Annotated in this window: 23 protein-coding genes; 7 read left to right on the top strand and 16 right to left on the bottom strand. The window is 31.2% G+C overall.

What is annotated here, in order from left to right; genetic code table 11:
* Window positions 1–8: 8 nt before the first annotated feature.
* The 3 genes from msrA to M890_RS0111795 form a co-directional block, all read right to left on the bottom strand.
* A complete protein-coding gene (gene msrA, locus M890_RS0111805) occupies window positions 9–656 on the bottom strand; it encodes a peptide-methionine (S)-S-oxide reductase MsrA (protein WP_028283736.1) in 648 nt (215 codons plus the stop codon).
* A gap of 143 nt (window positions 657–799) precedes the next feature.
* Window positions 800–1,579 (bottom strand): zinc ribbon domain-containing protein, encoded by a 780-nt coding sequence (locus M890_RS0111800; protein ID WP_028283735.1) that lies wholly within the window; start codon window positions 1,577–1,579, stop codon window positions 800–802.
* Between the two features lie 3 nt (window positions 1,580–1,582).
* A complete protein-coding gene (locus M890_RS0111795; RefSeq protein WP_028283734.1) occupies window positions 1,583–2,677 on the bottom strand; it encodes a Nif3-like dinuclear metal center hexameric protein in 1,095 nt (364 codons plus the stop codon).
* 110 nt (window positions 2,678–2,787) lie between these two features.
* On the opposite strand from M890_RS0111795, the gene lpxK reads away from it, so the two are divergent.
* Window positions 2,788–3,795: a tetraacyldisaccharide 4'-kinase gene (gene lpxK / locus M890_RS0111790; protein WP_028283733.1), complete on the top strand. Its 1,008-nt coding sequence runs from the start codon at window positions 2,788–2,790 to the stop codon at window positions 3,793–3,795.
* Window positions 3,796–3,799: 4 nt separating this feature from the next.
* On the opposite strand, the gene M890_RS0111785 is transcribed toward lpxK, so the two are convergent.
* The 6 genes from M890_RS0111785 to M890_RS0111760 all read right to left on the bottom strand — a co-directional run bounded on the left by M890_RS0111785 (window position 3,800) and on the right by M890_RS0111760 (window position 9,894).
* Window positions 3,800–6,025 (bottom strand): tetratricopeptide repeat-containing hybrid sensor histidine kinase/response regulator, encoded by a 2,226-nt coding sequence (locus M890_RS0111785; protein ID WP_028283732.1) that lies wholly within the window; start codon window positions 6,023–6,025, stop codon window positions 3,800–3,802.
* Between the two features lie 51 nt (window positions 6,026–6,076).
* Window positions 6,077–7,069 (bottom strand): type I glyceraldehyde-3-phosphate dehydrogenase, encoded by a 993-nt coding sequence (gene gap / locus M890_RS0111780; RefSeq protein WP_028283731.1) that lies wholly within the window; start codon window positions 7,067–7,069, stop codon window positions 6,077–6,079.
* Between the two features lie 2 nt (window positions 7,070–7,071).
* Window positions 7,072–7,950, bottom strand: coding sequence for a lipoyl synthase (gene lipA / locus M890_RS0111775; protein ID WP_028283730.1), 879 nt, complete (start codon window positions 7,948–7,950; stop codon window positions 7,072–7,074).
* A gap of 82 nt (window positions 7,951–8,032) precedes the next feature.
* Complete coding sequence (locus M890_RS0111770; RefSeq protein WP_028283729.1) at window positions 8,033–8,581, bottom strand: RNA polymerase sigma factor; 549 nt, start codon at window positions 8,579–8,581, stop codon at window positions 8,033–8,035.
* The gene (locus tag M890_RS0111765; RefSeq protein ID WP_028283728.1) at window positions 8,572–9,687 is read right to left on the bottom strand and encodes a glycosyltransferase; all 1,116 of its coding nucleotides are present in this window, start codon (window positions 9,685–9,687) and stop codon (window positions 8,572–8,574) included. The genes M890_RS0111770 and M890_RS0111765 overlap by 10 nt, the downstream gene beginning before the upstream one ends.
* A gap of 3 nt (window positions 9,688–9,690) precedes the next feature.
* The gene (locus M890_RS0111760) at window positions 9,691–9,894 is read right to left on the bottom strand and encodes a hypothetical protein (protein ID WP_028283727.1); all 204 of its coding nucleotides are present in this window, start codon (window positions 9,892–9,894) and stop codon (window positions 9,691–9,693) included.
* A 203-nt stretch (window positions 9,895–10,097) separates the two neighbouring features.
* Between M890_RS0111760 and aqpZ the strand changes: the two genes are divergently transcribed.
* Entirely contained in the window at window positions 10,098–10,787 is a 690-nt protein-coding gene (gene aqpZ / locus M890_RS0111755; protein ID WP_157243287.1) for an aquaporin Z, read from the top strand.
* Window positions 10,788–10,857: 70 nt separating this feature from the next.
* Here the strand turns inward: aqpZ and M890_RS0111750 are convergent, their stop codons facing one another.
* Genes M890_RS0111750 through M890_RS0111735 form a run of 4 tightly spaced genes read right to left on the bottom strand, consistent with a single transcriptional unit; the run spans window position 10,858 to window position 14,457 of the window.
* Window positions 10,858–11,652 (bottom strand): anti-sigma factor, encoded by a 795-nt coding sequence (locus M890_RS0111750; protein ID WP_028283725.1) that lies wholly within the window; start codon window positions 11,650–11,652, stop codon window positions 10,858–10,860.
* A 12-nt stretch (window positions 11,653–11,664) separates the two neighbouring features.
* Complete coding sequence (locus M890_RS0111745) at window positions 11,665–12,195, bottom strand: RNA polymerase sigma factor (protein WP_028283724.1); 531 nt, start codon at window positions 12,193–12,195, stop codon at window positions 11,665–11,667.
* A gap of 58 nt (window positions 12,196–12,253) precedes the next feature.
* Complete coding sequence (murB, locus tag M890_RS0111740; RefSeq protein ID WP_028283723.1) at window positions 12,254–13,267, bottom strand: UDP-N-acetylmuramate dehydrogenase; 1,014 nt, start codon at window positions 13,265–13,267, stop codon at window positions 12,254–12,256.
* Window positions 13,267–14,457: a pyridoxal phosphate-dependent aminotransferase gene (locus M890_RS0111735; RefSeq protein ID WP_028283722.1), complete on the bottom strand. Its 1,191-nt coding sequence runs from the start codon at window positions 14,455–14,457 to the stop codon at window positions 13,267–13,269. Before M890_RS0111735 ends, murB begins: the two co-directional genes overlap by 1 nt.
* Window positions 14,458–14,671: 214 nt before the next feature.
* Here M890_RS0111735 and M890_RS0111730 point away from each other — a divergent pair, with 214 nt between their 5' ends.
* Window positions 14,672–15,922 (top strand): retropepsin-like aspartic protease, encoded by a 1,251-nt coding sequence (locus M890_RS0111730; RefSeq protein ID WP_232219151.1) that lies wholly within the window; start codon window positions 14,672–14,674, stop codon window positions 15,920–15,922.
* Between the two features lie 62 nt (window positions 15,923–15,984).
* Here the strand turns inward: M890_RS0111730 and M890_RS0111725 are convergent, their stop codons facing one another.
* Window positions 15,985–16,410: a DUF1573 domain-containing protein gene (locus M890_RS0111725; protein WP_028283720.1), complete on the bottom strand. Its 426-nt coding sequence runs from the start codon at window positions 16,408–16,410 to the stop codon at window positions 15,985–15,987.
* A gap of 186 nt (window positions 16,411–16,596) precedes the next feature.
* Between M890_RS0111725 and M890_RS0111720 the strand changes: the two genes are divergently transcribed.
* From M890_RS0111720 to M890_RS0111705, 4 genes are all read left to right on the top strand, one after another.
* Window positions 16,597–19,233, top strand: a complete 2,637-nt coding sequence (locus M890_RS0111720) for a valine--tRNA ligase (protein WP_028283719.1) — start codon at window positions 16,597–16,599, stop codon at window positions 19,231–19,233.
* A gap of 256 nt (window positions 19,234–19,489) precedes the next feature.
* Entirely contained in the window at window positions 19,490–20,194 is a 705-nt protein-coding gene (locus tag M890_RS0111715; protein ID WP_028283718.1) for a hypothetical protein, read from the top strand.
* Between the two features lie 195 nt (window positions 20,195–20,389).
* Complete coding sequence (locus M890_RS0111710; RefSeq protein ID WP_028283717.1) at window positions 20,390–23,356, top strand: RemA C-terminal-like gliding motility protein; 2,967 nt, start codon at window positions 20,390–20,392, stop codon at window positions 23,354–23,356.
* Entirely contained in the window at window positions 23,356–24,162 is an 807-nt protein-coding gene (locus M890_RS0111705) for a DNA/RNA non-specific endonuclease (protein WP_028283716.1), read from the top strand. The genes M890_RS0111710 and M890_RS0111705 overlap by 1 nt, the downstream gene beginning before the upstream one ends.
* Here M890_RS0111705 and M890_RS0111700 read toward each other — a convergent pair.
* Both M890_RS0111700 and M890_RS0111695 read right to left on the bottom strand, forming a co-directional pair.
* A complete protein-coding gene (locus M890_RS0111700) occupies window positions 24,159–25,007 on the bottom strand; it encodes a glycosyltransferase family 2 protein (protein ID WP_028283715.1) in 849 nt (282 codons plus the stop codon). The genes M890_RS0111705 and M890_RS0111700 overlap by 4 nt on opposite strands.
* A gap of 34 nt (window positions 25,008–25,041) precedes the next feature.
* Window positions 25,042–25,563, bottom strand: coding sequence for a class I SAM-dependent methyltransferase (locus M890_RS0111695; RefSeq protein WP_028283714.1), 522 nt, complete (start codon window positions 25,561–25,563; stop codon window positions 25,042–25,044).
* Window positions 25,564–25,580 lie beyond the last annotated feature (17 nt).

Raw genomic sequence — 25,580 nt, 5'->3', positions numbered from 1 at the left:
TTATTGCTTTATTTTAACACTTCTGGCATCTTTGACTTAAATTTATTTAACCTAGGAATAGATACATTTTGGATGTATGGATTTTCAGGATGTAATTTTTCATAATCTTGGTGATAGTCTTCTGCAATCCAGAATTTAAGAAAAGGATATACTTCGGCAGCAATTTTATTATTAAGTTTTTTGGCTAAAGCTTTTTTCTTAGATTCTATAATTTCCTTTTGTTCCTGATTTTGGTAAAAGATAATAGATCTGTATTGACTACCTCTATCTGGACCTTGTCCATTTACTTGTGTTGGATTTTGTGAAGCAAAATAGACGTCTACCAATGTTTCAAAACTAACAATATTTGGGTCATAAATAACTTCTACAGCTTCAGCGTGACCTGTTTGACCTGTATTGCTTTTTTCGTAAGTGGGGTTTTGTGTATGACCTCCTGCGTATCCATTAATAACTTCATCTACACCTTTAACGCTTTCATATACAGCTTCGACACACCAAAAACAACCACTAGCAAAATAAGCTTTGGCTTTTCCGTTTTCTAATGCGACGGTTACTGGAGTTGCTGTCTTAATCGCTTCCTGTTTAGGATTGGTTTGTGCTTGATTGTTGCAATTAAATAATAGGGCTAAAAATAATACTGATAAAAATTTTTTCATTTTTCTTTTCTTTTTCAATTGGACGTATAAATTATAACATCCTTGCTTATTTAATTATAATTATTTCTTAAAAAAATAAACATATAGCAATAAAAAAGCCTTTACACTAAGTAAAGGCTTTTTTAATATAATGAAATTAGTTTCTATAATTTAGAAAACATTTTCTCCATTTTTTCTCTTTGTTCGTCAGCTAAAGCAGCATCAACAAGTATACGTCCACTGTGCTCATCCGTAATAATTTTTTTACGTCCAGCAATCTCCATTTGTACTTGTGGTGGAATTGTAAAATAAGATCCTCCAGACGCACCTCTTTCAATTGGTACAACAGCTAAACCGTTTTTTACATTAGTTCTAATACGGTTGTAAGCTTTAACTAAGCGCTCTTCGATTTTTTTCTTATAATCTTCAGATTTTTCTATAAGCGCTTTTTCTTCTTTTTCAGTTTCTTTTAAGATAGCATCTAACTCACTTTTTTTATGTTTTAAGTGGTTTTCACGCTCTTTGTTATGCTCTTTAGTTTTAGCAATAACTTCTTTTTTCTGCTCAATTTGAGCTTTAAATTCTCTGATATGCTTTTCAGCTAATTCAATTTCTAACTCTTGGTATTCAACCTCTTTGGTTAAAGAATTAAATTCTCTGTTATTTCTAACATTTTTTTGTTGCTCAGAGTATTTTTTAATTAATGTCTTAGATTCTTCAATTAAATTTTTCTTAGCAATAATTTCAGCATCTACAGAGCTTAAGCTATCTTCTAACTTCTCTAATCTAGTTTTTAATCCTGCAACTTCGTCTTCTAAATCGCTAACCTCTAAAGGTAATTCTCCACGTACGCTTCTTATTTCGTCAATTCTAGAGTCTATTAATTGTAGATCATATAACGCTCTTAGGCGATCTTCTACTGTTGCTTCTTTTGTCTTTGCCATATTTTAAAAATACTTAACAGGATTGGTATTTGTGTTCGATAAAATGAATGCAAAATTAGGAATTTTTTTCGTAAGTATTGCTACTAAACCACTTTTTGTGTATTGTTCGCTTTCATAATGTCCAATATCTGCTAGTAAAATGTTGTTTTCAGCTTGAAAAAATTCATGATATTTAAGGTCTGATGTTACAAAAACGTCAGCTCCTGCTGCTTTTGCTGCGTTTATTGCAAAGCTTCCAGACCCTCCTAATACTGCAACTTTTTTTATGGTTTTATTTGTTAGTTTACTGTGTCTGATCATTGAAACGTCCATTTTTTCTTTTAAATAGTTTAAAAATTCTGTCTCAGTCATAGGTTTTTTTAGCTCAGCAACCATTCCCATTCCAATATTTTGATTGGTGTTTTCCAAAGTGGTAACCTCAAAAGCTATTTCTTCGTAAGAATGTGTTTCAAATAAAGTTTTTAAAATAGCAGCCTCTAAATGTTTGTGAAAAGTTATATTTATTTGTGTTTCCGATTCTATATGGTTTTCTCCTATTTTACCAGTTGTCGGATTGGCATCTTGATTAGGATTAAAAGATCCCATGCCATTTGTTGTAAAACTACAATTAGAATAATTACCTATTTGTCCTGCACCAACTTTAAATAAAGCATTTTTAATAGTTTCTACCTCTGTTATTGGTGCATAAGTGGTTAGTTTTTTTATGGTTTGTTTTTGAGGGATTAGTATGCGTTGGTTATACAATTCTAGTTGGTTGCATATCATAGCATTTACGCCATTTTTATCATTGTCTAAAGCGGTATGTATGGCGTAGATTGCAATATTGTTTTGGATAGCTTTTAAAACGGTACGTTCCACATAATTTTTTCCTGTCAAACTTTTAAGACCTTTAAAAATTATTGGGTGAAAGCTTAATATGAAGTTACAATTTTTAGCAATTGCCTCATCAACCACATCTTCTAAAGTGTCTAATGTTACTAAAACATTGGTTACGGTTGTGTTTTTGTCGCCAATTAATAATCCTACATTGTCAAAATCTTCAGCGTATTTTAAAGGTGCAATGTCCTCTAGGTGATTAATAAGGTCTTTTATCAACATACTTTTTGGTCTTAAATATTTAAAACAAATATAAAATATTTACTTTCGTTACTATTATTGTTTACTCATTTCATTTTTTTTAAAATTTAAATGGGCTATAAATGTGCTAAATGAAGTTTTTAAGATTTATTTTATTTCCAATTGTACCATTTTATTATGTAATAACATGGTTTAGAAATGTCTTGTTTGATATGGGTTGGTTGGCTTCTAAATCTTATGATTTTCCAATTATTTGTATTGGTAACTTAAGCACTGGAGGAACAGGAAAAACACCAATGGTTGAGTATTTAATACGTTTATTAAAAGACGATGTTAAGTTAGCTACATTAAGCAGAGGTTATGGACGACAGAGTAAAGGATTTCAGTTAGGAGGTGCTAATACAAATGCTAGTATTTTAGGGGATGAGCCATTTCAGTTTTATAATAGCTTTTCAGAGGATATTACTGTTGCAGTTGATGCAAATAGGCAAGAAGGTATAGCTAATTTATTACAGCTAACTAATAAACCTGAGGTTATATTGTTAGATGATGCTTTTCAGCATAGAAAAGTAAAAGCAGGATTTAATATATTATTATCTACTTATGATAATAGATATACGAAAGATTTTGTTTTGCCTACAGGTAATTTACGTGAGCCTAAGTCAGGTGCTAAACGAGCTAACTTAATAATAATAACTAAATGTCCAGAAAATTTAGCAGAAGCGGATAAACAAAAAATAATTGCAGAAATTAAACCTTTTGCAAATCAGCAGGTGTTTTTTAGTTGGATAAGTTATAGTGATAAGGTTTACTCTGAAAATAAAACTATTGCATTGGATCAATTAGGAGATGATTTTAAGTTGGTCACAGGAATTGCAAATGCAAAACCATTAGTGTCTTTTTTGAAACTAAAGAATTTAAAATTTGAACATTTGAATTTTAAAGATCATCATGATTTTTTATCTTCAGAAGTAGAATATTTATCAAAATATAAGTGCATAATTACTACTGAGAAAGATTATATGCGTTTAAAAACAGAAGTGTCATTAAAAGGTAAGTTGTTTTATTTACCTATTAAAATGGTAATAGACAACAGTTCAAAATTTGATGCTATTATAAAGACCTATGCTTTAAATTAGTGTTTTATCTTTTTTCAGTAAGCATTAAGGCATTAAATAGTTTTTTCTCGAAATCTTCTTGTTTAAATGGTTTAGGGATAATATCCGTAAAACCAGCTTCTTCAAATTCTTGCATTTTATCCTCAATAGTAACTGCTGTAAGAGCAAAAATAGTAAGCTCTTTATCAAAGGTTCTGATAATTTTTGTAGCCTCCATACCACTAATTCCTGGCATGTGTATATCCATTAACACAACGTCATATTTAGTTGTTTTAACCATATCTACAGCTTCTTCACCATTGTCAACAACGTCACAATATAGTTTCATTTTGTTAAGGATTTTTTTAGTGATCATTTGGTTGATCTTATTATCCTCGACAACTAATATTTTAATGTTGCTTAATTCAATTTCGTCAATTTCATTAAAGTAATTTGCTTTTTTCTCGACAATAATTTCATTACTTTTTTTCATTGGTATTTCAAAGAAAAAGGTGGTTCCTTTTCCTAACTGACTTTTCATGTAAATTTTTCCTTTTAAAATATCTATTAACCCTTTTACAATGGAAAGACCAAGTCCTGTTCCTCCGTATTTTCGGTTAATTTGAATGGAGCCTTGAGAAAAGCTTTCAAACATGTTTTGTTGCTTTTCTTCACTAATTCCAATTCCGTTATCTTCTACTTCAAATCTAACTTCAAAATTTTCGCCATTTTGGTTTTGTTTAATTATTCTAATCCAAATATCTCCATCTTTTGTAAATTTGATAGAGTTACCTATTAGATTAATTAATATTTGAGAGATTTTTAATTGATCTGCATTAAAATTGGTTGGCAAATTCTTGTCGTATTCTAAATGTAAAGTAATATTGTTGTCTAAAGCTGAATTGTTTAAGGCAGACATTACGTTTTCAGCTTTCTTTTTAAGGTTAAAAACTTCAGGTTCAATATCTACTTTATTGGCTTCAATTTTATTAATCTGAAGGATATCGTTAATAAAAGTCAATAGGTAATCTCCAGAAAATTTTAATGATTTTAAATGTTGGACTTGTGCAGGTTTTGGGTCTTCTTCTAATAACATATTAGTCAAACCAGTCACAGCATATAAAGGCGTTCTTAGCTCATGGGTAACGGTTGACAAGAAGTTAGCTTTTGTTTTAGTTGCTAACTCTGCTTTTTCCATAGCTATTGTTAGTTCTGCATTTTTTTTATGCAATATATTGTTAGATTTTAATCTAATATTATTGTTTTTGTATAACGAAAGCGTTAGTAATGATAAAATTGTAATTAACGCTATACTTAATATGGTGGTTAATTTTTCTAACCAAGTAGAACTTGCTTCTTTCTCTAAATCTGCTTCTTTTTCTTTTTGGTATTCTACAGGATTGCTGTAAAGTTTATCTAATCTTTTTTCTGGAGACAGATAGCTGCGTTTAACCAATAATAACGAGTCGTTTAGTTTGATGTGTTTTTTTAAAAACTCGTTAGCTTTTTTATATTCTTCAGTTTCACTATAAATATCACTTAATGTTGCATAGGCTATATTAGTAATAGCCGGAAAATTATGTTTTTTTGAAATGTTAAGTCCTTGTAGAGTGTAGCTTTCAGCTTCATCAAGCTTACCTAATTTAATTTTGTTTTTGCCAAGATGGATATAAGCACTACTAAGTAATTTGTTGTTTAAATAGCGTTTAGATAGGCTTACTGCGTTTTCATACTCTAGTTCAGCCTCTTCATAATTTTCTAGATTATAATACGCATCGCCTTTGTACAACATAGACTCTGCTTCAAAATCATGTAAATCTTCATTTTCAAAAAGGCCTTCTGCAGAAGTAAAATAATCTAACGCACGAGTATAATTATTTTTACTCATGTAAACGATACCTATAGTTTTGTAGGTTTCTGCAATGTTAATATTGTCTTCTGCAAATCGTTGTTTTTCAATTGCCTTAATAAGTGTTTGAAGGGCTTCATTGGATTCTTCCGTTATAAACTGAATTTTTCCAATTTTAGAGTAAATTAAACCAATGTTTTTATTGTCATTAATTTGATTAGCTAGTGTTAACGCTTCGTTTAAATCACTTTGCGCCTTGTAATATTGATTGTTATCAATATTTTTTTGAGCTTGACTTATGTTAAAATTTATTTTGTTTTTAATGACTTCCTTTTCTTTTTCTGTTAAGGTCTGTGCTTGAAGGTTTAAGCCTATAAAACAAAGTGTTAAGCAAGTGAAAAATTTTATAAAATGGGATTTCATTTGTTGGGTATATATAAACAAATATAAATATTTATCCCTTAAAAGTTATTTTTATTCGGATAAATTGGAAATCAAATCTATTATTCGGCTTGAGTAGCCAGTCTCGTTATCATACCATCCAATAATTTTTACCATATTACCTATTACTGAGGTCATTTGAGCATCAAAAATACACGAGTGTGGGTTACCTACAATATCTATGGATACTATTGGGTCTTCAGTATATTCTAGGATGCCTTTAAATTTACCTTTTGATGCTTTTTTAAAAGCTTCATTTATAGTTTCAATGGTTACTGTTTTTTTGACATTAAAGGTAATATCTGTCAAAGATCCATTGGCTACAGGTACTCTGATTCCGCATCCTCCTATAACATTTGATAACTCTGGAAAAATTTTTGTTAAGGCTTTAGCTGCTCCTGTTGTTGTAGGTACAATGCTTTGTCCAGCAGCTCTAGCACGACGTAAATCCCTATGTGGTTGGTCGTGTAAGCTTTGATCTGTTGTGTAAGAGTGTATTGTGGTTATATAAGCTTGGTTAATTCCGCAAAGCTCATTAATCACATCAATCATTGGTGCAGCATTATTTGTGGTGCAAGATGCGTTTGATATTATTTTTTCTGTACCATCTAAATCATTTTGATTAACACCCAAGACAATAGTTTTAATATCATCTTCAGTTGGAGGTACACTTAAAATTACGCGTTTTGCACCATTATTAAGGTGATGTTGTAACTCTTTTGTTGTTTTAAACTTTCCGGTTGCTTCTATTACAAAATCAGGAGTAAATTTAGACCAATCAATGTCCTTTGGGTGTGCTTGGTTTAAAAGTGATACTGGGACGTTATTTACAAGAATAGTATTTTCTGTTGAAGAAATTTCAGCAGGAAACACACCATGTATACTGTCGTATTTTAATAAATGACTTAAAGTTTTTGCGTCTGTTAAATCGTTAATTGCAACAACTTTAATGTTTGTATTATTGTGTAGTAGTCTAAAAACGCGTCTTCCAATACGTCCAAAACCATTTATAGCTACTGTAATCATATTTAATTTATGTGTTTTTGTGCTTTGTATGAAGAGCGCACTAATGCACTACTTTCAACATGTCTAAATCCTAATTTAAGCCCAATTTCTTCATATTCTTTAAACTCATCAGGTAAGATAAAACGCTTAACAGGTAAGTGTTTTTTACTTGGTTGTAAGTATTGACCTATGGTTACAACATCTACGTCGTTATCACGCAAGTCGTGTAGGGTTTGGATAACTTCCTCGCGCTCTTCTCCAAGACCTAGCATAATACCAGATTTTGTTCTGCGTTGACCTTGTTGTTTTAAGTATTTTAATACACCTAAACTTCTTTCGTATTTAGCTTGTATACGGACTTCTCTGGTTAGTCTTTTTACAGTCTCAATGTTATGAGAAACGACTTCTGGAGCTACATCAATAATTCTGTCAATATGCATCTCTACACCTTGAAAATCAGGGATTAATGTTTCTAAAGTTGTTTGAGGATTCATTCTTCTAACAGCATCTACAGTTTCTGCCCACATGATGCTTCCCATATCTTTAAGGTCATCTCTGTCCACACTGGTTAATACAGCGTGTTTAATTCCCATAATCTTTATAGAACGTGCTACTTTTTCCGGTTCGTCCCAATCTACATCCTCTGGACGACCAGTTTTTACACCGCAAAAACCACAAGATCTGGTACAAACATTTCCTAAAATCATAAAAGTTGCTGTTCCTTCTCCCCAACATTCTCCCATATTAGGACAGCTTCCAGAAGCACAAATAGTATTTAATTTGTATTTGTCTACTAATCCTCTTAATTCGGTATATTTTTTACCTGTTGGTAGTTTAACGCGTAACCATTTTGGTTTAGGTTGTCTTTCGGGTAATATATTAGATGCAGTTTCTGTGTTCATAGTTGCAATTTTGTAGATGCAAAGATACGAAGTATTTTGGTTAAAATTTAAGGAGTAGGAGTAAAGTAAGCTTAGTTAAATGTTACTTTTTCTGAATAATTTCTGCTAGTAATTTTTTAGCACGAAGTAATTTTACTTTTATGTTATTTATAGGCTCTTTAAGTTCGTCTGAAATTTCTTTATAACTTAATTCCTGAAAATATCTAAGATTTATTACTTCTTGATAATGTGGCTTTAGCTTTTTTATGTCACGTAGTAATTTTGCTAAATTTTGCTCTGTTATTAGTTTGTCTTCAACAGAAGGGGTTTCATCTACAACTTGGTAAACAGCATTATCATCTGAGCTTGTAATTGCTTGTTTTATGCTGTTTTTTTGTTTTCTAATGATATCAATATGGATGTTTTTTGAAATAGTAATTAGCCATGTATTAAAAGCGTATTTACTATCATAAGACTCTATTTTATCAAAAGCTTTTGAAAAGGTCTGAATAGTGATGTCTTCTGCATCGTTTTCATTTTGGATGCGTTTAAGTTGAAAACCATAAACTTTATCCCAATAATTGTGTAGTAAATAATTAAACGCTTTTTGGTCGTTTTGTTTGGCTCTTTTTATTGCTTCTTCTATTTCCAATAATTTGGTTTTGAAATTTTATTGGCTATAAAGATACTAAATTGCAATACAATCAAGGTTATTTCTAAGATAGGTAATAGTATTATAGTGTCTTTTTCGTCTAATTTATTTGCAGAAAACCCTAAGGTTAAAAACTGAATGATGAATCTTAAAAGGATTAAACCCAATACAAATGGCCATAAATAAGTGGTTATGGCAAGTGTTATTGCTAAAAACCAAAATAGTATTTGCGATATGTAAAAGGTAGCAAGTAAAAATTGGTGTTTAAATTTATAGTGTTTTGCAGTGGAGACATGTCTTCGTTTTTGCTTAAACCAATCTTTTAATGATGACTTTGGGATTGAAGTCGTAAAGCTGTCTTTGCTATAACAAATGGCTGTGTTTTTTGCATTAGCAGCTTCATTTATAAACAAATCATCATCTCCTGATCTGATTTTCATGTGATTGATAAAACCGTTGGTTTTAAAAAACTCATCTCTGTGGTAAGCTAAATTGCGACCAACACCCATAAATGGAATACCAACTTTAGCAAAAGAAAAATATTGTGTTGCTGTTAAAAGCGTTTCAAATCTGATTAATTTATTTAAAAATGATTTTTTAATTTTATTGTAGGCACCATAACCTAAAACAATGGTGTCTTCATTAGTAAAATTTTTACTCATTTCAGCAATCCATTGGTTAGATACTGGTTGACAGTCTGCATCTGTAAATAATAGATGATTGTGTGTTGCTGCTTTTATACCTAAAGAAAGCGCATATTTTTTATTGCCCCAAAAGGCTTCAATATTTTTAACATTAACAATTTTAATATTGCTATGCTTAGATTTAAAATCCTCGAAAATATCTAAAGTATCATCATGAGAGGAGTCATTGATTAATACGACTTCAAAATTCGGGTAAGTCTGATTTAATATGCTAGGTAGAAAATGTTTGATGTTTTCTGCTTCATTTTTTGCACAGATAATTACAGAAATAGGATGATTGCTGTTTGCAGATGTTGATATGCTTTTTGAAAATGCAAAACTACCAAATAATACAGCATAGTATAACACTTGAACAACAACTACAGCTACAAAACTGTAGAATAAAACCTCAAGTATTAGCATGTATTAAGAGTGTTGCGTTTCGTTGCAATTATCAAATTGGTCTGGTGTTTTACCGCAAAATCCACAAGACTCTCCAGTGGTATTTAACATTGGATTTTGACTTGCGCAAGTACCAGCAAATTTACCATCTTTTTTTGCCCAAATTTTGATTGCTATTCCAGCAAAACCTAATGCTAGAAGACCTAATGTAAGTAGTAAAAGTTTCAAATTATGTTGCTTTTTATTGTGGCTACAAAGATACTAATTTTAAAGAATAAAATTAAGGTTTTAACAAACCTATATAAGGGATTATCATTTTTAGGTCTAATAAAGTTGTTGTTTAATCGATTTTTTTATTCAAGGTAATAGTTAGTGTTAAAGATTAGATTTTTTTAAATACCTTAAACCCTTAACTTTTAATCAATTAAATTATGAAAAAATTATTAGCAGAATGTTTTGGAACCTTTTGGTTAGTTTTTGGTGGTTGTGGTAGTGCAATTTTTGCAGCTGGCTATCCAGATTTAGGTATAGGATTTGTTGGTGTAGCTTTGGCTTTTGGATTATCCGTTTTAACTATGGCTTATGCTGTTGGTCATGTATCTGGTGCGCATTTTAATCCAGCAGTATCTATTGGTTTATGGGCTGGAGGTAAATTTCCAGCAAAGGAATTACCAGGTTATATTATCGCGCAATTAGTTGGTGCAGTTTTAGCAGCTGCAGCATTGCTGTATATTGTTTCTGGTAAGGCAGGATTTACTGGAGCAGGTAGTTTTGCTGCTAATGGTTATGATGCATTGTCACCTGATGGATACTCTATGATGTCTGCTTTACTGACTGAGTTTATATTGACTATGTTTTTTCTGTTAATAATTTTAGGAAGTACTTATCCAAAAGCACCTAAAGGATTTGCTGGTATTGCAATAGGTCTTGCTTTGACTTTAATACATCTAATAAGTATACCAATTACTAACACGTCAGTTAATCCAGCAAGATCTACTAGTCAAGCTTTGTTTGCTGAAGGAGGAGATTATATGGGACAATTATGGTTGTTTTGGTTAGCTCCAATTGCAGGAGCTATAGTAGCAGGATTGATACATAAAGCTTTATTTAGTAAGGACTAATACGCTAATTTATAGCTATACAAAAAAGCCTCATAATAATTTATGAGGCTTTTTTGTGTTTTTAAATATACTAGTCATTCAATTTTAATGAGATCTCTGCTACAGGAGTGTCGTTTGATCTTATTTGACTTCCTCCTTTAGGTTCTATTGAGATGCTTAATCCTAAAGCGTCCTCTGTATAAGGAATTTCTTGTAAGCGTCTATCTGCTTCGCTTAATACACCTAAACTAACCATTTTATCTTGTAGGTTAGCCCAAATTTGATAAACCTTATCATCAGGTAATTGCGGTAAGGATACAACATCAATCATAGATTTTTTTTCTTCTGGATTAATGTAAGCAACCGTTTTAAGATTTTTTGCTCTAGTGTTTCCTGTTAAGACATATTTTTCTGTTTCAGGATTATTAAGTTGTTTAAACTGTTCTAATAATTGATTTAATGTACTATTGTTATTAGAAATGTCACTTCTTAAGTCAAAAATTTCATCTGCAATAGTTTGATTTTCATCTACTAAATTGTTGTTTTGATTAAGTAAATAAGCAGAGGTTCCTGCAAATAAAAGTGCAGCGACACTGGCAGCAATTGCTAGGCTATACCATTTTTTTGATTTAGCAGGTTTTAATGTTATTACTGGTTTATCGTCTAAGCTATCTAAAACATTGTTTAGGATAGATTTAGGTGCTTTAACTGCGTTTAATTGCGCAGTAAACTCAAGCTTTTCTTCAAGCTTTTGATATGCTTTTTTTACTTGTGGGTATTCTGATATATAATGCTCTACCTCTAAAGTTTCTGAAGCTGTAGTTAGACCTATTAGATACTTGTCTAATAAGTCTGTGGCTAAAAATGTTTTTACTTTTTGATTCATCACTTTTTACAATTAAGGGTTGTAAATTTTTTTCAATTCACGTAACGCAATTTTTAATCTTGATTTTATTGTACCTAATGGTATATCTAATTCTTCGCTCGCTTCTTGTTGCGTCATGCCTTCAAAAAAGAGCGCATTAATAACAATCTGATACTTTTCGTCTAAGGTGTTTAAATGTTTCTTGATATCTAAAACATCCTCGTTTAAACTATTAGTTGTCAGTTTATATACGTTTGAATCTTCAATTTGGACTTCTTTATTAGATTTATTATTTACTGATCTAATTTTGTCAATTGCAGAATTGTATGCAATACGATATAACCAAGTAAATAATTTGGCTTTATCTGGATTGTAACTTTTACCTTTTTTCCAAACTTTAATTAAAGTCTCTTGAAGCACATCTTGTGCTAAGTCATCATCAGAAATCACTTTTTTTATGACTCCAAATAATGCATCAGCATAGTTTTCGTATAACAAGTTAATGGCTTGTTTGTCGCCATTTTTTAGATGTGTAATTATATGTTTTTCTAAAGAAAATTCCAAGCTATAATATTGTGGTTGTTAGTTTAACTAATTTAAAATGAAGTTATTTTATATTGTTTTAAAAAATGTTTACTTCAGCTTCAATTGAAATATTAAAGATACGATAAATAGTATTTTGTATTAATTTTGAAAGATTTAATATATCTTCTCCCTTAGCATCGTTGTAATTTACCAATACTAAAGCTTGTTTTTTGTGCACACCATAGTTTCCAAAGGTCTTCCCTTTAAAGCCTGCAGTTTCAATTAACCATCCAGCAGGAACTTTAATCTCGTTTTCAGTTACAATATAGTGTGGTACATCTTTAAAATTGTCCTGTAATTGTAAAAACTGAGATTTTGAAATTACTGGGTTTTTAAAAAAACTTCCGGAATTACCAATAATTTTTGGATTAGGTAATTTGCTTTCGCGAATAGCAATAACAGCATTAGAGATGTCTTGTATTGTTGGTTGCTTTACATTCATGGCTTCTAACTCATTAGTTATTGCGCCATAATTAGTATGTAAAGTGTGGTTTTTAATGCTTAATTTAAAAACCACACTTGTAATAATATATTTTCCTTTTGCTTCTTGTTTAAAAATTGAATGTCTGTATCCAAAATCACAGTCCGCTTTTGAGAACGTTTCAATTTGTAAAGTGTCAAGATTTAAAGCGTTGCAAGAATAAAAATGATCTTTTAATTCCACTCCATAAGCGCCAATATTTTGTATTGGGCTAGTACCTACATTACCAGGAATTAAAGACAGGTTTTCTAAACCTCCAAAATCTTGTTTTAAAGTCCATAAAACAAATTCATGCCAGTTTTCGCCAGCTTGACATTCTATTAAAACATGATTTTCACTCGTGTTAATAATAGATTTACCTTTTAAATTTAGTTGAATTACTAACGCATCAACAGGTTTAGTAAGTAGCATATTGCTACCACCACCAAGTATAAATTTATTAGTATTCTTATAATTTGAATAAATAAATTTTAAATCTTGGATTGTATTAACTGCTACAAATTGTCTAGCGTTAACATCTATACCAAATGTGTTGTATGGTTTTAAAGATATGTTGTCTAAAATTTGCACTAGTCTTTGTATACTTTTAAAGCTTGTTTAATAATGTTTACAGCCTTTTTTAAGCTATCTTGATTTAGTACATATGCAATACGGATTTGATTTAACCCAACTCCAGGAGTACTGTAAAAACCTGCAGCTGGTGCAACCATAACGGTTTCGCCATCAACATCAAAATCTTCTAAAAGCCATTGTGCAAAAGCATCACTGTTTTTAATAGGTAATTGTGCTATACAATAAAAAGCACCTTTTGGGTTGGCAACTTGTACGCCTTCTATTTGTTGTAATTCTTCAATAAGGACGTTGCGTCTTTCTACATATTCTTCAATTACATCATCAAAATAACTTTGTGGTGTTTCTAAAGCAGCTTCACTAGCTATTTGTGCTAATGTTGGTGGACTTAATCTTGCTTGTGCAAATTTTAAAGCTGTAGCAATAACGTCTTTGCTTTTAGATACTAAACATCCAATCCTTGCACCACACATACTGTAACGTTTTGATACAGAGTCTATAACTATTGCGTGGTTGTCTAAATCTGGCTCTTGTAAGATAGAGTAGTGTGTTGCTCCATCATAAGCAAACTCACGATATACCTCGTCTGCTATTAAAAACAAATCATGTTTTTTAACAATTGAGGCTAATTTTTTTATTTCGTCTTTAGAATATAGATAACCTGTAGGGTTTCCTGGATTACAGATTAATATTGCTTTAGTTCTAGGTGTGATAAGTTTTTCAAACTCCTCAATAGGAGGTAAGGCAAAATTGTCTTCTATTTTAGAAATAACAGGTACAACCTTAACACCTGATGCGGTTGAAAAACCATTGTAATTAGCATAAAAAGGTTCTGGAATAATGACTTCATCATCAACATCCATAATACTACCAAAAGCAAAAAGTAACGCTTCACTACCACCTGTTGTTACAATAATATCGTCATGTTTTACATGGATATCATTTTTTTCGTAATAGTTGGCAATTTTTTTACGATACTCTTCAGACCCTTCTGATCTTGTATAGGCTAATATATCTAATCCATGCATTTTTACTGCATCAAGTGCAGCTTGTGGTGTTTTAATATCTGGTTGTCCAATATTTAAATGGTAAACAGTTTTTCCCATTTTATATGCTTTTTCAGCAAAAGGAACTAACTTTCTTATTGGTGACTGTGGCATTGATTGCCCTTTTTGAGAAATTTTTGGCATTACATATCGTTTAGGCTACAAATTTGCGAAAAATAATTGTAAAGTTTCTTTAAAAAAAGACCTTTTAAAACAGATTATAGTTAAAAGATTTGTAATTTTATTAAAGACATAATTTACAATATCATGGATGCGCATACCTAAAATATTTATTTATATTTTGATTACACTTAGTTTTTATGCTAAAGCTCAGAGTAACTATAAGTTAAACGATAATGTGAAATCTCAAAAAATAAAATTTGAGCTTATTAACAATGTCATTCTTATTCCTATCGAGGTTAATGGTGTTGCTTTAAAGTTTTTGCTAGATACAGGCGTTAGTAAACCTATTATTTTTAATTTTATAAAAGGTTCAGATTCTTTGAAAATTTTAAATTCAGAAAAAATAAAGATTAAAGGTCTTGGTGATGGAGACTATATTGACGCTTTAAGATCAAGTCATAATACCTTTAAAATTGGAGAAGCAATCAATACAGATCAAACACTTTTTGCTGTATTTGATTCTAGAATTAACTTAGCACCTAAGCTAGGAACACCTATTGATGGTATAATTGGCTATGATATATTTAAAGATTTTATTGTAGAAATAAATTACGCTAGTAGGTATATTAAATTATACAATCCAACCAGATATAAATATAAAAAATGTAACAGGTGTGAGGTTTTAGACTTAGAGTTTAAAGACAATAGACCTTATCTAAATGCAAATGTTACTATACAAGACAAGTTAATACCTGTAAAATTATTGATGGATTCTGGTGGTAGTGATGCCTTGTGGTTGTTTGAAGACAAAACCAAAGGTTTAGTGCTTAATGACAAGTATTTTGAAGATTTTTTAGGTTCTGGACTTAGTGGAGATGTTTATGGTAAAAGAACTAAAATAGAAGCGCTTAATATAAATCAATTTATTATCAATAAACCTAAGGTTGCTTTTCCAGACTCGGTTATGGTAAATGCTGTTAAAAAATTTAAAGATAGAGATGGGACTATTGGTGGCGAAATTTTAAAACGCTTCAACTTAATAGTTGATTATTCAAACGCTAAAATTACTTTCAAGAAAAACAGTAGTTTTAATAATGCTTTTAGCTATAATAAAAGTGGCTTACAAGTAGAACATGATGGCGTAAGGGTAGTAATGGAGATTAATGTAGAAGAAAATAATGCGCACTTTAGAAGCGAAAAATCAAACACATTGTCTGTTAATAGCATTGTTAAGACTAATCGTGATTTTTCATTAAAACCCACTTTTGTAATCCATAATGTAGTTAAAAACTCTCCAGCCTATTGGGCTGGTGTTCAAAAAGGAGATGTGATTTTATCTATTAATAGTAAAAACGCTTTTGATTTAAAGTTAAATCAAATTGTTAATCATTTTTATAAAAAATCAGGTACTAAAATTAAATTGTTATTAGTAAGACATGGTTATGAAAAAGCGTTTGAATTTAGATTAAAATCTCCTGTAGAATAAATATTAAGCATAAAAAAGCCGAAACTATTGTTTCGGCTTAGAATAATATAATTTATAACGGTTTATTGCTCCATTACACTTTTACCTTTTTTCTCTAAAACACTAGTTTTAGATGGGTCAATTACTTCCCCTTTAATTTTAAGAGATACTGTAGGTGTTTCAGCGTTAGATAAAACAGTAATTGTTTTTCTAATTGGCATCACTCTTTGTGTATCGTATTTTACTTCAATTTCTCCAGAGTCTCCTGGCATGATAGGGTTTTCTGGTTTTTTAGGCACAGTACAACCACAACTTGAGCTAACTTTAGTTATAATTAAAGGTGCATCTCCTGTGTTTGTAAACTCAAAAGTTCTAATACCATTATCACCTTTATTAATTGTTCCATAGTCAATAGTAGTGTCTTTAAACTCTATTTTTGCTACTTTGTCCTGAGCATTCATCGATAAACTAATCAATCCGATAAATAATATTGTAAATAATTTTTTCATTGTATTTTGATTTTTATTGGTTTGTAAATCTAATTACTTTTAATCCATTTTACAAAGTTATTAGATGTAATGCATACTTGCAAATACTTATAACATATTTAACTATACATTATTCATCGTTATAATTTCACAAAAACAGAAATATAAGTACTTTTGTAAGATATATTTCAAAAACTATTCCAAAGTATGCAAATTCCATCAAAATATAATGCTATTGAAGCAGAAAATAAGTGGTATGACTACTGGATGAAAAATAATTATTTTCATTCAGAACCAGACGACAGAGAGCCTTACACAATTGTAATTCCTCCTCCAAACGTAACAGGAGTCTTGCATATGGGACACATGCTTAATAATACCATACAAGATGTTTTAATACGTCGTGCACGTTTACAAGGTAAAAATGCATGTTGGGTTCCTGGTACAGATCACGCGTCAATTGCTACAGAAGCAAAGGTTGTTGCTAAATTAAAAGAACAAGGTATTGACAAAAATGACCTGACACGTGACCAGTTTTTGGCTCACGCTTGGGAATGGACAGAAGAATATGGAGGCGTAATCCTTGAGCAACTTAAAAAATTAGGATGTTCTTGCGATTGGGAACGCACTAAATTTACAATGGATGATGATATGTCTGAAGCTGTAATTAAAGTGTTTGTGGACTTACATGAAAAAGGATTAATATACAGAGGTTACCGTATGGTAAACTGGGATCCTGAAGCAAAAACAACCTTGTCTGATGAGGAGGTTATCCACGAAGAGCGTCAAGGAAACCTTTACTACATAAATTATAAAATTGAGGGAAGCGACGATACATTAACTATCGCTACAACACGTCCTGAAACTATTTTTGGAGATACAGCAATTTGTATTAATCCAGAAGATGAACGTTTTGCACACTTACGTGGAAAAAAAGCCATAGTGCCAATTTGTAATCGTGTGATTCCTATAATTGAAGACGACTATGTTGACATCGAGTTTGGAACAGGGTGTTTAAAAGTAACACCTGCTCACGATGAAAACGATAAAAATCTTGGAGATAAACACAAATTAGAAGTGATTGATATCTTTCATGAAGACGCAACATTAAATAGTTTTGGATTGCAATTTGAAGGTCAAGATCGTTTTGTTGCGAGAAAGAATGTAGCAAAAGTATTAGAAGAAACAGGTGTTTTAGTAAAGACTGAAACGCACATGAATAAAGTAGGAACTAGTGAGCGTACTAAAGCAGTCATCGAACCACGATTAAGCGACCAATGGTTCTTAAAAATGGAAGAGTTGGTTAAGCCAGCAATTGAAGCTGTACTTGGTGATGATGCTGAAATTAAATTATTTCCTAAGAAATTTGAAAACACCTATCGTCATTGGATGGAGAATATTCGTGATTGGAATATTTCACGTCAATTACTTTGGGGACAACAAATTCCTGCGTATTTCTATGGAGATGGAAAAGAAGACTTTGTAGTTGCCGAAACTATAGAAGATGCTGTTTTAAAAGCACAAAAAGTCACAGGAAAAGCAAATTTAAAAGCAACAGATTTAAAACAAGATACTGATGCATTAGACACTTGGTTTAGTTCTTGGTTATGGCCAATGTCTGTTTTTGATGGTATACGTAATCCAGAAAACGAAGACATTAAATACTATTATCCTACAAACGATTTAGTAACTGGACCAGATATTTTATTCTTTTGGGTAGCACGTATGATTATTGCAGGTTATGAGTATAAAGATCAAAAGCCATTTAACAATGTGTACTTAACAGGTTTGGTACGTGATAAGCAACGTCGTAAAATGTCTAAATCTTTAGGGAACTCACCAGACGCTTTAAAATTAATTGAAGATTATAGTGCAGATGGTGTTCGTGTTGGATTACTATTAAGTAGTGCAGCAGGAAACGATTTAATGTTTGACGAAACATTGTGCCAACAAGGGAAAGGGTTTGGAAACAAAGTGTGGAACGCCTTTAACTTGACTAATTTATGGGAAGTAAGCGAAACTATACCACAACCAGAATCAAGTAAAATTGCTCTTGAGTGGTACGAATCTAAATTTAGCGAAGTATTAGTAGAAATTGAAGATCACTTTAGTAAATACCGTTTAAGCGGTGCTTTAATGTCTATTTATAAATTAGTTTACGATGATTTTTGTGGTTGGTTATTAGAAATAGTAAAGCCAGCATATCAACAACCAATTGATGCGACAACGTATAAACAGGTGATGACTATTTTTGAGGATAACTTAAAAATATTACATCCATTTATGCCTTTTTTAACTGAAGAAATCTGGCAATATATAGCAGAGCGTTCTCCAGAGGAAGCTTTAATTGTTGCAAAATGGCCAGAAGCAAAACCAGTAAACCAGGAGTTGATTTCTCAATTTGAATTTGCTTCGGAAGTGATTTCGGGAATAAGAACCGTTAGAAAAGAAAAGAATATTGCTTTTAAAGATGCTATTGGTTTTTCAGTTATAAACAATGAAAATTCTAATTCAGATTTTGATTCAGTTATTGTAAAGCTAGGTAATTTAGAAACTATTGAATATGTAAATGAACCTGTAGAAGGGGCTTTAACCTTTAGAGTAAAATCTAACGAGTATTTTATTCCAATGGATGGAGCAATAGATGTGGAAGCTGAGATTGTTAAGTTAACCGAAGAATTAAAGTACACAGAAGGTTTCCTTAAGTCTGTACAAAAAAAGCTGTCTAACGAGCGTTTTGTAGCTGGTGCACCAGAGCAAGTAATTGCTAATGAGCGTAACAAAGAAGCAGATGCTTTAGCTAAAATAGAAACATTAAAAAGTAGCTTGGCTAGTTTAAAGTAGTAGTTTAAAATTATATTTATATGTAAAAAGCCTTTCCGTTTGGGAAGGCTTTTTTGTTTATTATTGTTTGTTAATTTTTTGAATAATTCACAATTAAAACATAAATTTTAACATTTTGTTTTATTAAAAGGTCTTGTTTTGTTAATTTATTTAAGTTAATGTTAATTTAATCTTCATTTTTATGTTTATTTTATAATTTTTTGTGATTTAGTGTATAGAAAGTCTAATATCTTTGAATTAAACCAAAAATATTATTATGAAAAATTTAAAAAATGCAATCGGAATAACTATAATAACAGGACTTCTAATCACGTCTTGTATGGATGATAAAAAAAATAAGCAATCAGATATTACGGATTCAGAAACTAATCAAGAAGTAAAATTAGAAGCTAATTCAAATGCAATGTATTCAAATTCAGATAAATTGGTAGCTAAAAATAAAAATAGGTCTGATGGTAATACAGCAACAATCAAGACAGGTAATGTTGTCACTAGATCTGTAAACACTAAAGTAAACGCTATGCAAATTAGTGGATGGGATGGCTTTAATAAGCTTTCCATTGAAATGAAAAAAATAGAAGGCGCAGACTTTAAAACTAAATCAGCTGAAATACCTAATATGGGACCAATAATTGCGTCACTTCAAAGTACACGACCAGATTGGATGAAAACAGAAGAAATCACCGAAGATATTGAAGACGTTCAAAAGGAATATAACGAATATATTAAGGAACAAAACGGAAAGGAAAAACGTAATGTCAGAAATTTAGAAGAGTTAAATGAAGCTTATGATGATTTAGTTGAAGAGATTAATGAAACCTTTGATAAATATGTCAAAATTAATCGTAAAGCTAATGAAGAATATAAAGAAGAGATTATGGATGATGGTGATTTAGATGATGCTAGAGAAGAGTATAATGAAGAAATAAAAAAGCTAAATAAAGTCGCTGACGATAAATAAATTTAGTCTATTTTTTTTGTAAATAAAAAGCTACGTTTTAACGTGGCTTTTTTCTTTTAACATATTGGAAGTGTGGTTAAAACCTCAGTCATCGATGTAATAGACGCTTTATCGAAATGTGTGTTAAACATAGTCTTAAATGCTTTTAACGGTTTTCTTGTTTTTATACTTTAGCAGTCCCTAAATATTAATAGCATGTTTCAAAGTCCCTTAAAAGTAGTAATGCTTTTAGCATTATTCTTACCTATTTATTTATTTTCTCAAACAGGTCCAGGAGGTGTTGGTAATTCGTCAACACAAGTTTTATGGTTAAAGCCTGACAGTTTTTCAGTATCAGATGGAACAGTTTTAGAAACTTGGGATGACGCCTCAGGAAATGCAAACTCATTGTCACAACCTGATCCAGCTTTTAGACCAATTGTAAAAACTAATGTTGTAAATGGTTATGATGTTGTTAGATTCGAAACAGGAAATAGACGTTTAAGAAAAACTAACTTCACAGACTTTCCCTCAACACAAATTACTACGTTCTATATTAATAAAACCACAGATTCAAGTGATGGGATTTTGTCCTATAATTCAGCAGGACGTGATAATGATTATTTATTGTTTAATAGTAATGATTTACAGTACTATCGTGCAAATAACACAGGTTTAAACATTGATGCTAACGATGGTGCTTGGCATATGGTGGACATGAGTTGGATTAATACCGGTTTAGGATTAACTTCATATTTAGATGGGGTTTTAAAAAGAACGACCAGTCATAGAAACGGTACAAGTATAACTCCTGGTGGTAGTTTATCATTAGCTGGTGAGCAAGATGCAGTAGATGCTAATTATGCAGAAAATCAATCTCATCAAGGTGATTTTACAGAAGTTATTATTTTTAATCAAGTTATTAATTCTGCTGAAAGAATTATTATTCAAAACTACCTAACAGCAAAATATGGTTTAACTTTAAATAGTGCTGTGGATTTTTATATTCAAGATAATGCTGTAAATGGAAACTTTGATTTTAATGTAGCAGGAATAGGACAGGCTGGCGATGGTAGTAACCATGCGGATTCTAGAGGAACAGGGATAGTTAGAATTAATACGCCTTCAGCTTTGTCAAATAACGAATATTTATTTTGGGGAGAAGAGACTAAAGATCAAACTTACGCTCTAGTAACAGAAACGACTACCTATACAAAACAATTAAACTCTAAATGGCGTGTTAGTAAGGTAGGTGACTTAGGTTCAGTTTCAGTGTCATTTGATATTTCAAGTATAGCAAGTGCTATAACATGTAATACATTACAATTAGTGGTGGATAATGATAGTAATTTTGGAAGTCCTACAACTTATAATTTATCAGTTTCCGGTAACGCTGCAACAGCAACAGGCGTGTCTTTTACGGATGGAGATTACTTTACTATTAAATATGTAGATGAAATTGTATGGGATGGCTCAACTTACTATAATGGTTCAGGAGCATCTAATGCACCAAATAATACAGATTCATGTTTTAAGTTAATTGTAAAGTCAGGTAGCACAGCCTTTTTGACAGCAGACGCTTTTGTAAAAGAGGTTGAGGTGCAATCAGGAGCTACATTACAAGTTGAAGATGGTATTTTATTAGAAGTTGAAAACGGTATTGTTAATCAAGGAACAATTGAGTTGATTGGTGATGCTCAGCTAATACAAAATCATACAGGTACAAGCTTAAACTCTGGTTCTGGTGAATTAAAAATTAGACAACAAGGTACTTATAATTTGTATAATTACAATTATTGGAGTGCTCCTGTTAATAGAGGTGGTAGTTGGCAAGTAAGCTTTTTAGAAACCGAAACAGGTCCAGTAGGTTTTACATCAGGTTATGATGCTAATCCATTAGCTTCTCCAGGAGAAATTAGCAGTTATTGGTTACATACTTTTAATAATTTAATTGATAATTATTATGGATGGAATCAAATTTCTACTACAACACCACTTAGCCCAACAACAGGTTATATCATGAAAGGTTCTGGTAATGTGTCACCTTCTCCATTCCCATCTGTTGATCAAAATTATGTGTTTAGAGGGACAGCTAATGATGGCGATTACAATGTGCCAGCAATAGGAGGAAATCAAATTTTAATAGGAAACCCATATCCATCTGCAATGGATGCTGACCAGTTTATTAATGATAATTTATCTGTAATAGATGGTACGCTTTATTTCTATGAGCATTTTGAATCTAATAATTCGCATATTTTAGCTAATTATAAAGGTGGTTATGCAACTTATAATTTATTAACATCCATTGGTTCTCCTGCACCACCAACAAATGGAGGAACAACAACTAAAGGGGCTCCAACAAGTAATGTAGCAGTAGCACAAGGCTTTTTTGTGAAAATTGATAATTCTGGAACGATTACTTTTAATAATAATCAACGTGTATTTGCAAAAGAATCTTTAGGTGAAACTACTTTTTTTAGATCTGCTCAACAAGCTTTAACTGATAATCGTATTAAATTCTGGCTTAAGTTTAAGGATAATAATGATAACGAGTCTACTATTGCTTTAGGTTATGATGCTAATGCAAGTACAGCATTTGATAGAGGTTACGATAGCGAAATGTTTAATGATTTACCTAATGATCTTTATTGGGTAATTCCTGATCAAAGATTAAGTATTCAAGGTCTAAATAGTTTTGATGTTTCAGACGAAATTCCTTTAGGAATTGATATTTCAAACTCAGGTAATTTTACTTTCCAAATTAGTGAGACCTTAAATTTTCCTGAAAACCAAACTATTTATTTAAAGGACAATCAAACAAATACGTTATACGATATTAAATCTAATCCTGTAACATTAAATTTAGCGTCAGGAGTTGACGTGTCTAGATTTTCTATTGTATATCAATCATCAGAAACCCTATCTACTGAAGATTTTGTATCCACACAATCCTTTGTTTATTTTGATAGTTCTAAAAATGCTTTAGTATTTAAAGATTATGAAAACCTGAATAGTATTAAAAATATAAATGTATTTAACCTATTAGGTCAAAATGTTAAAACAATAAATACTCTTGAATCTCAGGAAGTTGATTTGTCAAACATAAACTCAGGAGTATATATTGCTAAAATCACAAAGGCTAATGGACAGTTGGTTAATCTTAAATTTATTAAACGTTAATGTCCAATAAAACTAAGTATTCTATATTAACCGCATTAGTACTTATTGCTTCCTATGGAGTAAATAACTATTTAGATACTCAAGAAAAAGTTGAAACTGTTACAAATGGAGCAACAGTAAAAACTAATACAAACCAATACTTTTTACCAACAAGTACAACAGGACAAATTGTACATCATAGTGGTTATAGTTTAAGTTATAGCGAGCCACACGAGCAAGCAGAATGGGTGGCTTATGAGCTTAAAAAATCTCATTTAAGTAATGCAGATTATAAACGTCCTTATTTTGAAGTTGACAATGCTGTAAAAACTGGTGCTGCACATTGGCGTAATTATAAAAATTCGGATTATGATCGTGGGCATCTTTGTCCAGCAGGAGATAGAAAATATAGTAAAGAAGCGCACGACGAAACTTTTTTAACTAGTAACATCTCGCCTCAAAATCACGATTTTAACGCAGGTGTTTGGAACAGGTTAGAACAAAAAACACGGTATTGGGCTAGCAAGTATGATGGTGTTTTTGTCGTTTCTGGAGGTGTTTTGGAGAATGGATTAAAAACAATAGGAGAGGAAGAGGTATCTATTCCTAATCAGTTTTATAAAGTATTAATAGATAATAATAACGGTAATACCAAAGTGATTGCTTTTTTGTTGCCACATATCGAGTCTGATCAGCCTTTATATAAATTTGTAACGTCTGTTGATCATATAGAACAATTAACAGGTATTGATTTCTTTTCAGAATTAGATGATACTATTGAAGATCGGCTAGAAGCTTCAAGTAGTTATAAAGGATGGAGCTTTTAAAATAATTTTTGCTTTACACCTTTCCATCTTAGATCTCTAATAAACCGTCCTTCTGCCTTAGTAATTAAGCGCTCAGGTTTGTTACTTGTGGCTTTCAAATACCCAACAATATAATCTTTAAAGTATCTAAAGCTTTTCTTTTTTACACTCATTTTTAAAGCAGTAATTAACGTCAGTGTAAAACCATAACGCATTTTATACATGGCTTCGCCTTGCAGGTGTTTTGCACCTTTATTGTAGCTAGCTCCTGTAGGTTTTAAATGCTTAACATGTAAACTTTCGTCTAAGACAATGGACCAGTTGTTATACTTTGCTAAAAGCTCGTCAATGGTATCCCAACCCATAGATTTTTTTAATTGTCCAATGGCTTCAAAACAATCTTTTCGGTAGGCTTTAAGCGCTCCTCTTATGTGATCTTTACCAGTAATAGATTCTAAAACCCAGTCGTTATTCTTTTCGATATAACAATAGCCAGCAACCATACCAATGGATGCGTTTTTATTAAAATGAAAGGCTAAGGTTTCTAAATAATTTGAAGGAAAAATTAAATCGGCATCAAATTTGCAAATCACATCATAACTTTTGTTTGTAACCTGATAGCCTTTATAAAAGGCGTTAATTATTTTAGTTCCTGGTAAGTGCTTGTCAGATGAAGTCACATTGACTAAATCAATAAAATTGTACTGTTTTTGAAAGTCTTCTACAATAGTTTTGGTGTTATCAGTAGAGTTGTCATTAACCACCACAATTTGTTTAGGAGGCAACGTTTGATTGACTAGTGATTGTAATGTTAGTCCAATGGACGAAGCTTCGTTATGCGCAGGAATGATTATACTGAAATTCACAATAGAAAATATTAGAATTTAAAGTTAGCTTTATTTAAGCTCTTTCAGCATAAATAATATAATATCTCGGTGTAAACCATCTTAAAATAGGTCTGATTCCAATCTTTTTAGTAGGATTAGTCCATTTTTGTTTATCAATAATTTTCCAACCTGTTTTTTCTAATAACCAATCTAATTGCCAATCTTCAAACTCGTGATAATGCCTATCCCAAGAATCTGTTTTGCTTCGGTAAGCCGAAGAAAACCATAATTTAAGTGGTACGCTAATTACTAATTTGTCTGCCTTTATACTTTGTAAAACAGTAAAAGGGTTTAATAAATGTTCAAAAATCTCAAAAGCAGTGACTACTGTCGCTTTAGACTTTTTAATAGTAGCTGTATCAAAATCTAGATCTTCACCTGTTGTGTTTTCAACTATAAAATTATTGTCTTTTAAAATTTTAGTAAATGGGTTTTCTACTCCTAAGTCTAAAATTGTTTCAGATTTAGAAATGTGTTTTTCTAAAAATTGATAGGTTAGTTTAAAGCGTTTATGCGGAAATGTTTGTTCGTACACAAAAATGTTTTTTTTTG

It is taken from the genome of Olleya marilimosa CAM030, assembly GCF_000518485.1.
In the GTDB taxonomy this organism is placed as follows: domain Bacteria; phylum Bacteroidota; class Bacteroidia; order Flavobacteriales; family Flavobacteriaceae; genus Olleya; species Olleya marilimosa.
The sequence above is the reverse complement of the archived record's forward strand: the minus strand, read 5'-3'. Positions and strand labels throughout refer to the sequence as shown.

What these genes read in the sequence shown, in the direction of transcription:
- M890_RS0111720 (WP_028283719.1), top strand. Translation starts at nt 16,597, where the DNA reads ATGCAAATTCCATCAAAATATAATGCTATTGAAGCAGAAAATAAGTGG.
- M890_RS0111795 (WP_028283734.1), bottom strand. Translation starts at nt 2,677, where the DNA reads ATGTTGATAAAAGACCTTATTAATCACCTAGAGGACATTGCACCTTTA.
- gap (WP_028283731.1), bottom strand. Translation starts at nt 7,069, where the DNA reads ATGATTACAGTAGCTATAAATGGTTTTGGACGTATTGGAAGACGCGTT.
- M890_RS0111765 (WP_028283728.1), bottom strand. Translation starts at nt 9,687, where the DNA reads ATGCTAATACTTGAGGTTTTATTCTACAGTTTTGTAGCTGTAGTTGTT.
- M890_RS0111705 (WP_028283716.1), top strand. Translation starts at nt 23,356, where the DNA reads ATGTCCAATAAAACTAAGTATTCTATATTAACCGCATTAGTACTTATT.
- M890_RS0111750 (WP_028283725.1), bottom strand. Translation starts at nt 11,652, where the DNA reads ATGAATCAAAAAGTAAAAACATTTTTAGCCACAGACTTATTAGACAAG.
- M890_RS0111710 (WP_028283717.1), top strand. Translation starts at nt 20,390, where the DNA reads ATGTTTCAAAGTCCCTTAAAAGTAGTAATGCTTTTAGCATTATTCTTA.
- M890_RS0111725 (WP_028283720.1), bottom strand. Translation starts at nt 16,410, where the DNA reads ATGAAAAAATTATTTACAATATTATTTATCGGATTGATTAGTTTATCG.
- msrA (WP_028283736.1), bottom strand. Translation starts at nt 656, where the DNA reads ATGAAAAAATTTTTATCAGTATTATTTTTAGCCCTATTATTTAATTGC.
- M890_RS0111735 (WP_028283722.1), bottom strand. Translation starts at nt 14,457, where the DNA reads ATGCCAAAAATTTCTCAAAAAGGGCAATCAATGCCACAGTCACCAATA.
- M890_RS0111800 (WP_028283735.1), bottom strand. Translation starts at nt 1,579, where the DNA reads ATGGCAAAGACAAAAGAAGCAACAGTAGAAGATCGCCTAAGAGCGTTA.
- M890_RS0111785 (WP_028283732.1), bottom strand. Translation starts at nt 6,025, where the DNA reads ATGAAATCCCATTTTATAAAATTTTTCACTTGCTTAACACTTTGTTTT.
- aqpZ (WP_157243287.1), top strand. Translation starts at nt 10,098, where the DNA reads ATGAAAAAATTATTAGCAGAATGTTTTGGAACCTTTTGGTTAGTTTTT.
- M890_RS0111715 (WP_028283718.1), top strand. Translation starts at nt 19,490, where the DNA reads ATGAAAAATTTAAAAAATGCAATCGGAATAACTATAATAACAGGACTT.
- lpxK (WP_028283733.1), top strand. Translation starts at nt 2,788, where the DNA reads ATGAAGTTTTTAAGATTTATTTTATTTCCAATTGTACCATTTTATTAT.
- lipA (WP_028283730.1), bottom strand. Translation starts at nt 7,950, where the DNA reads ATGAACACAGAAACTGCATCTAATATATTACCCGAAAGACAACCTAAA.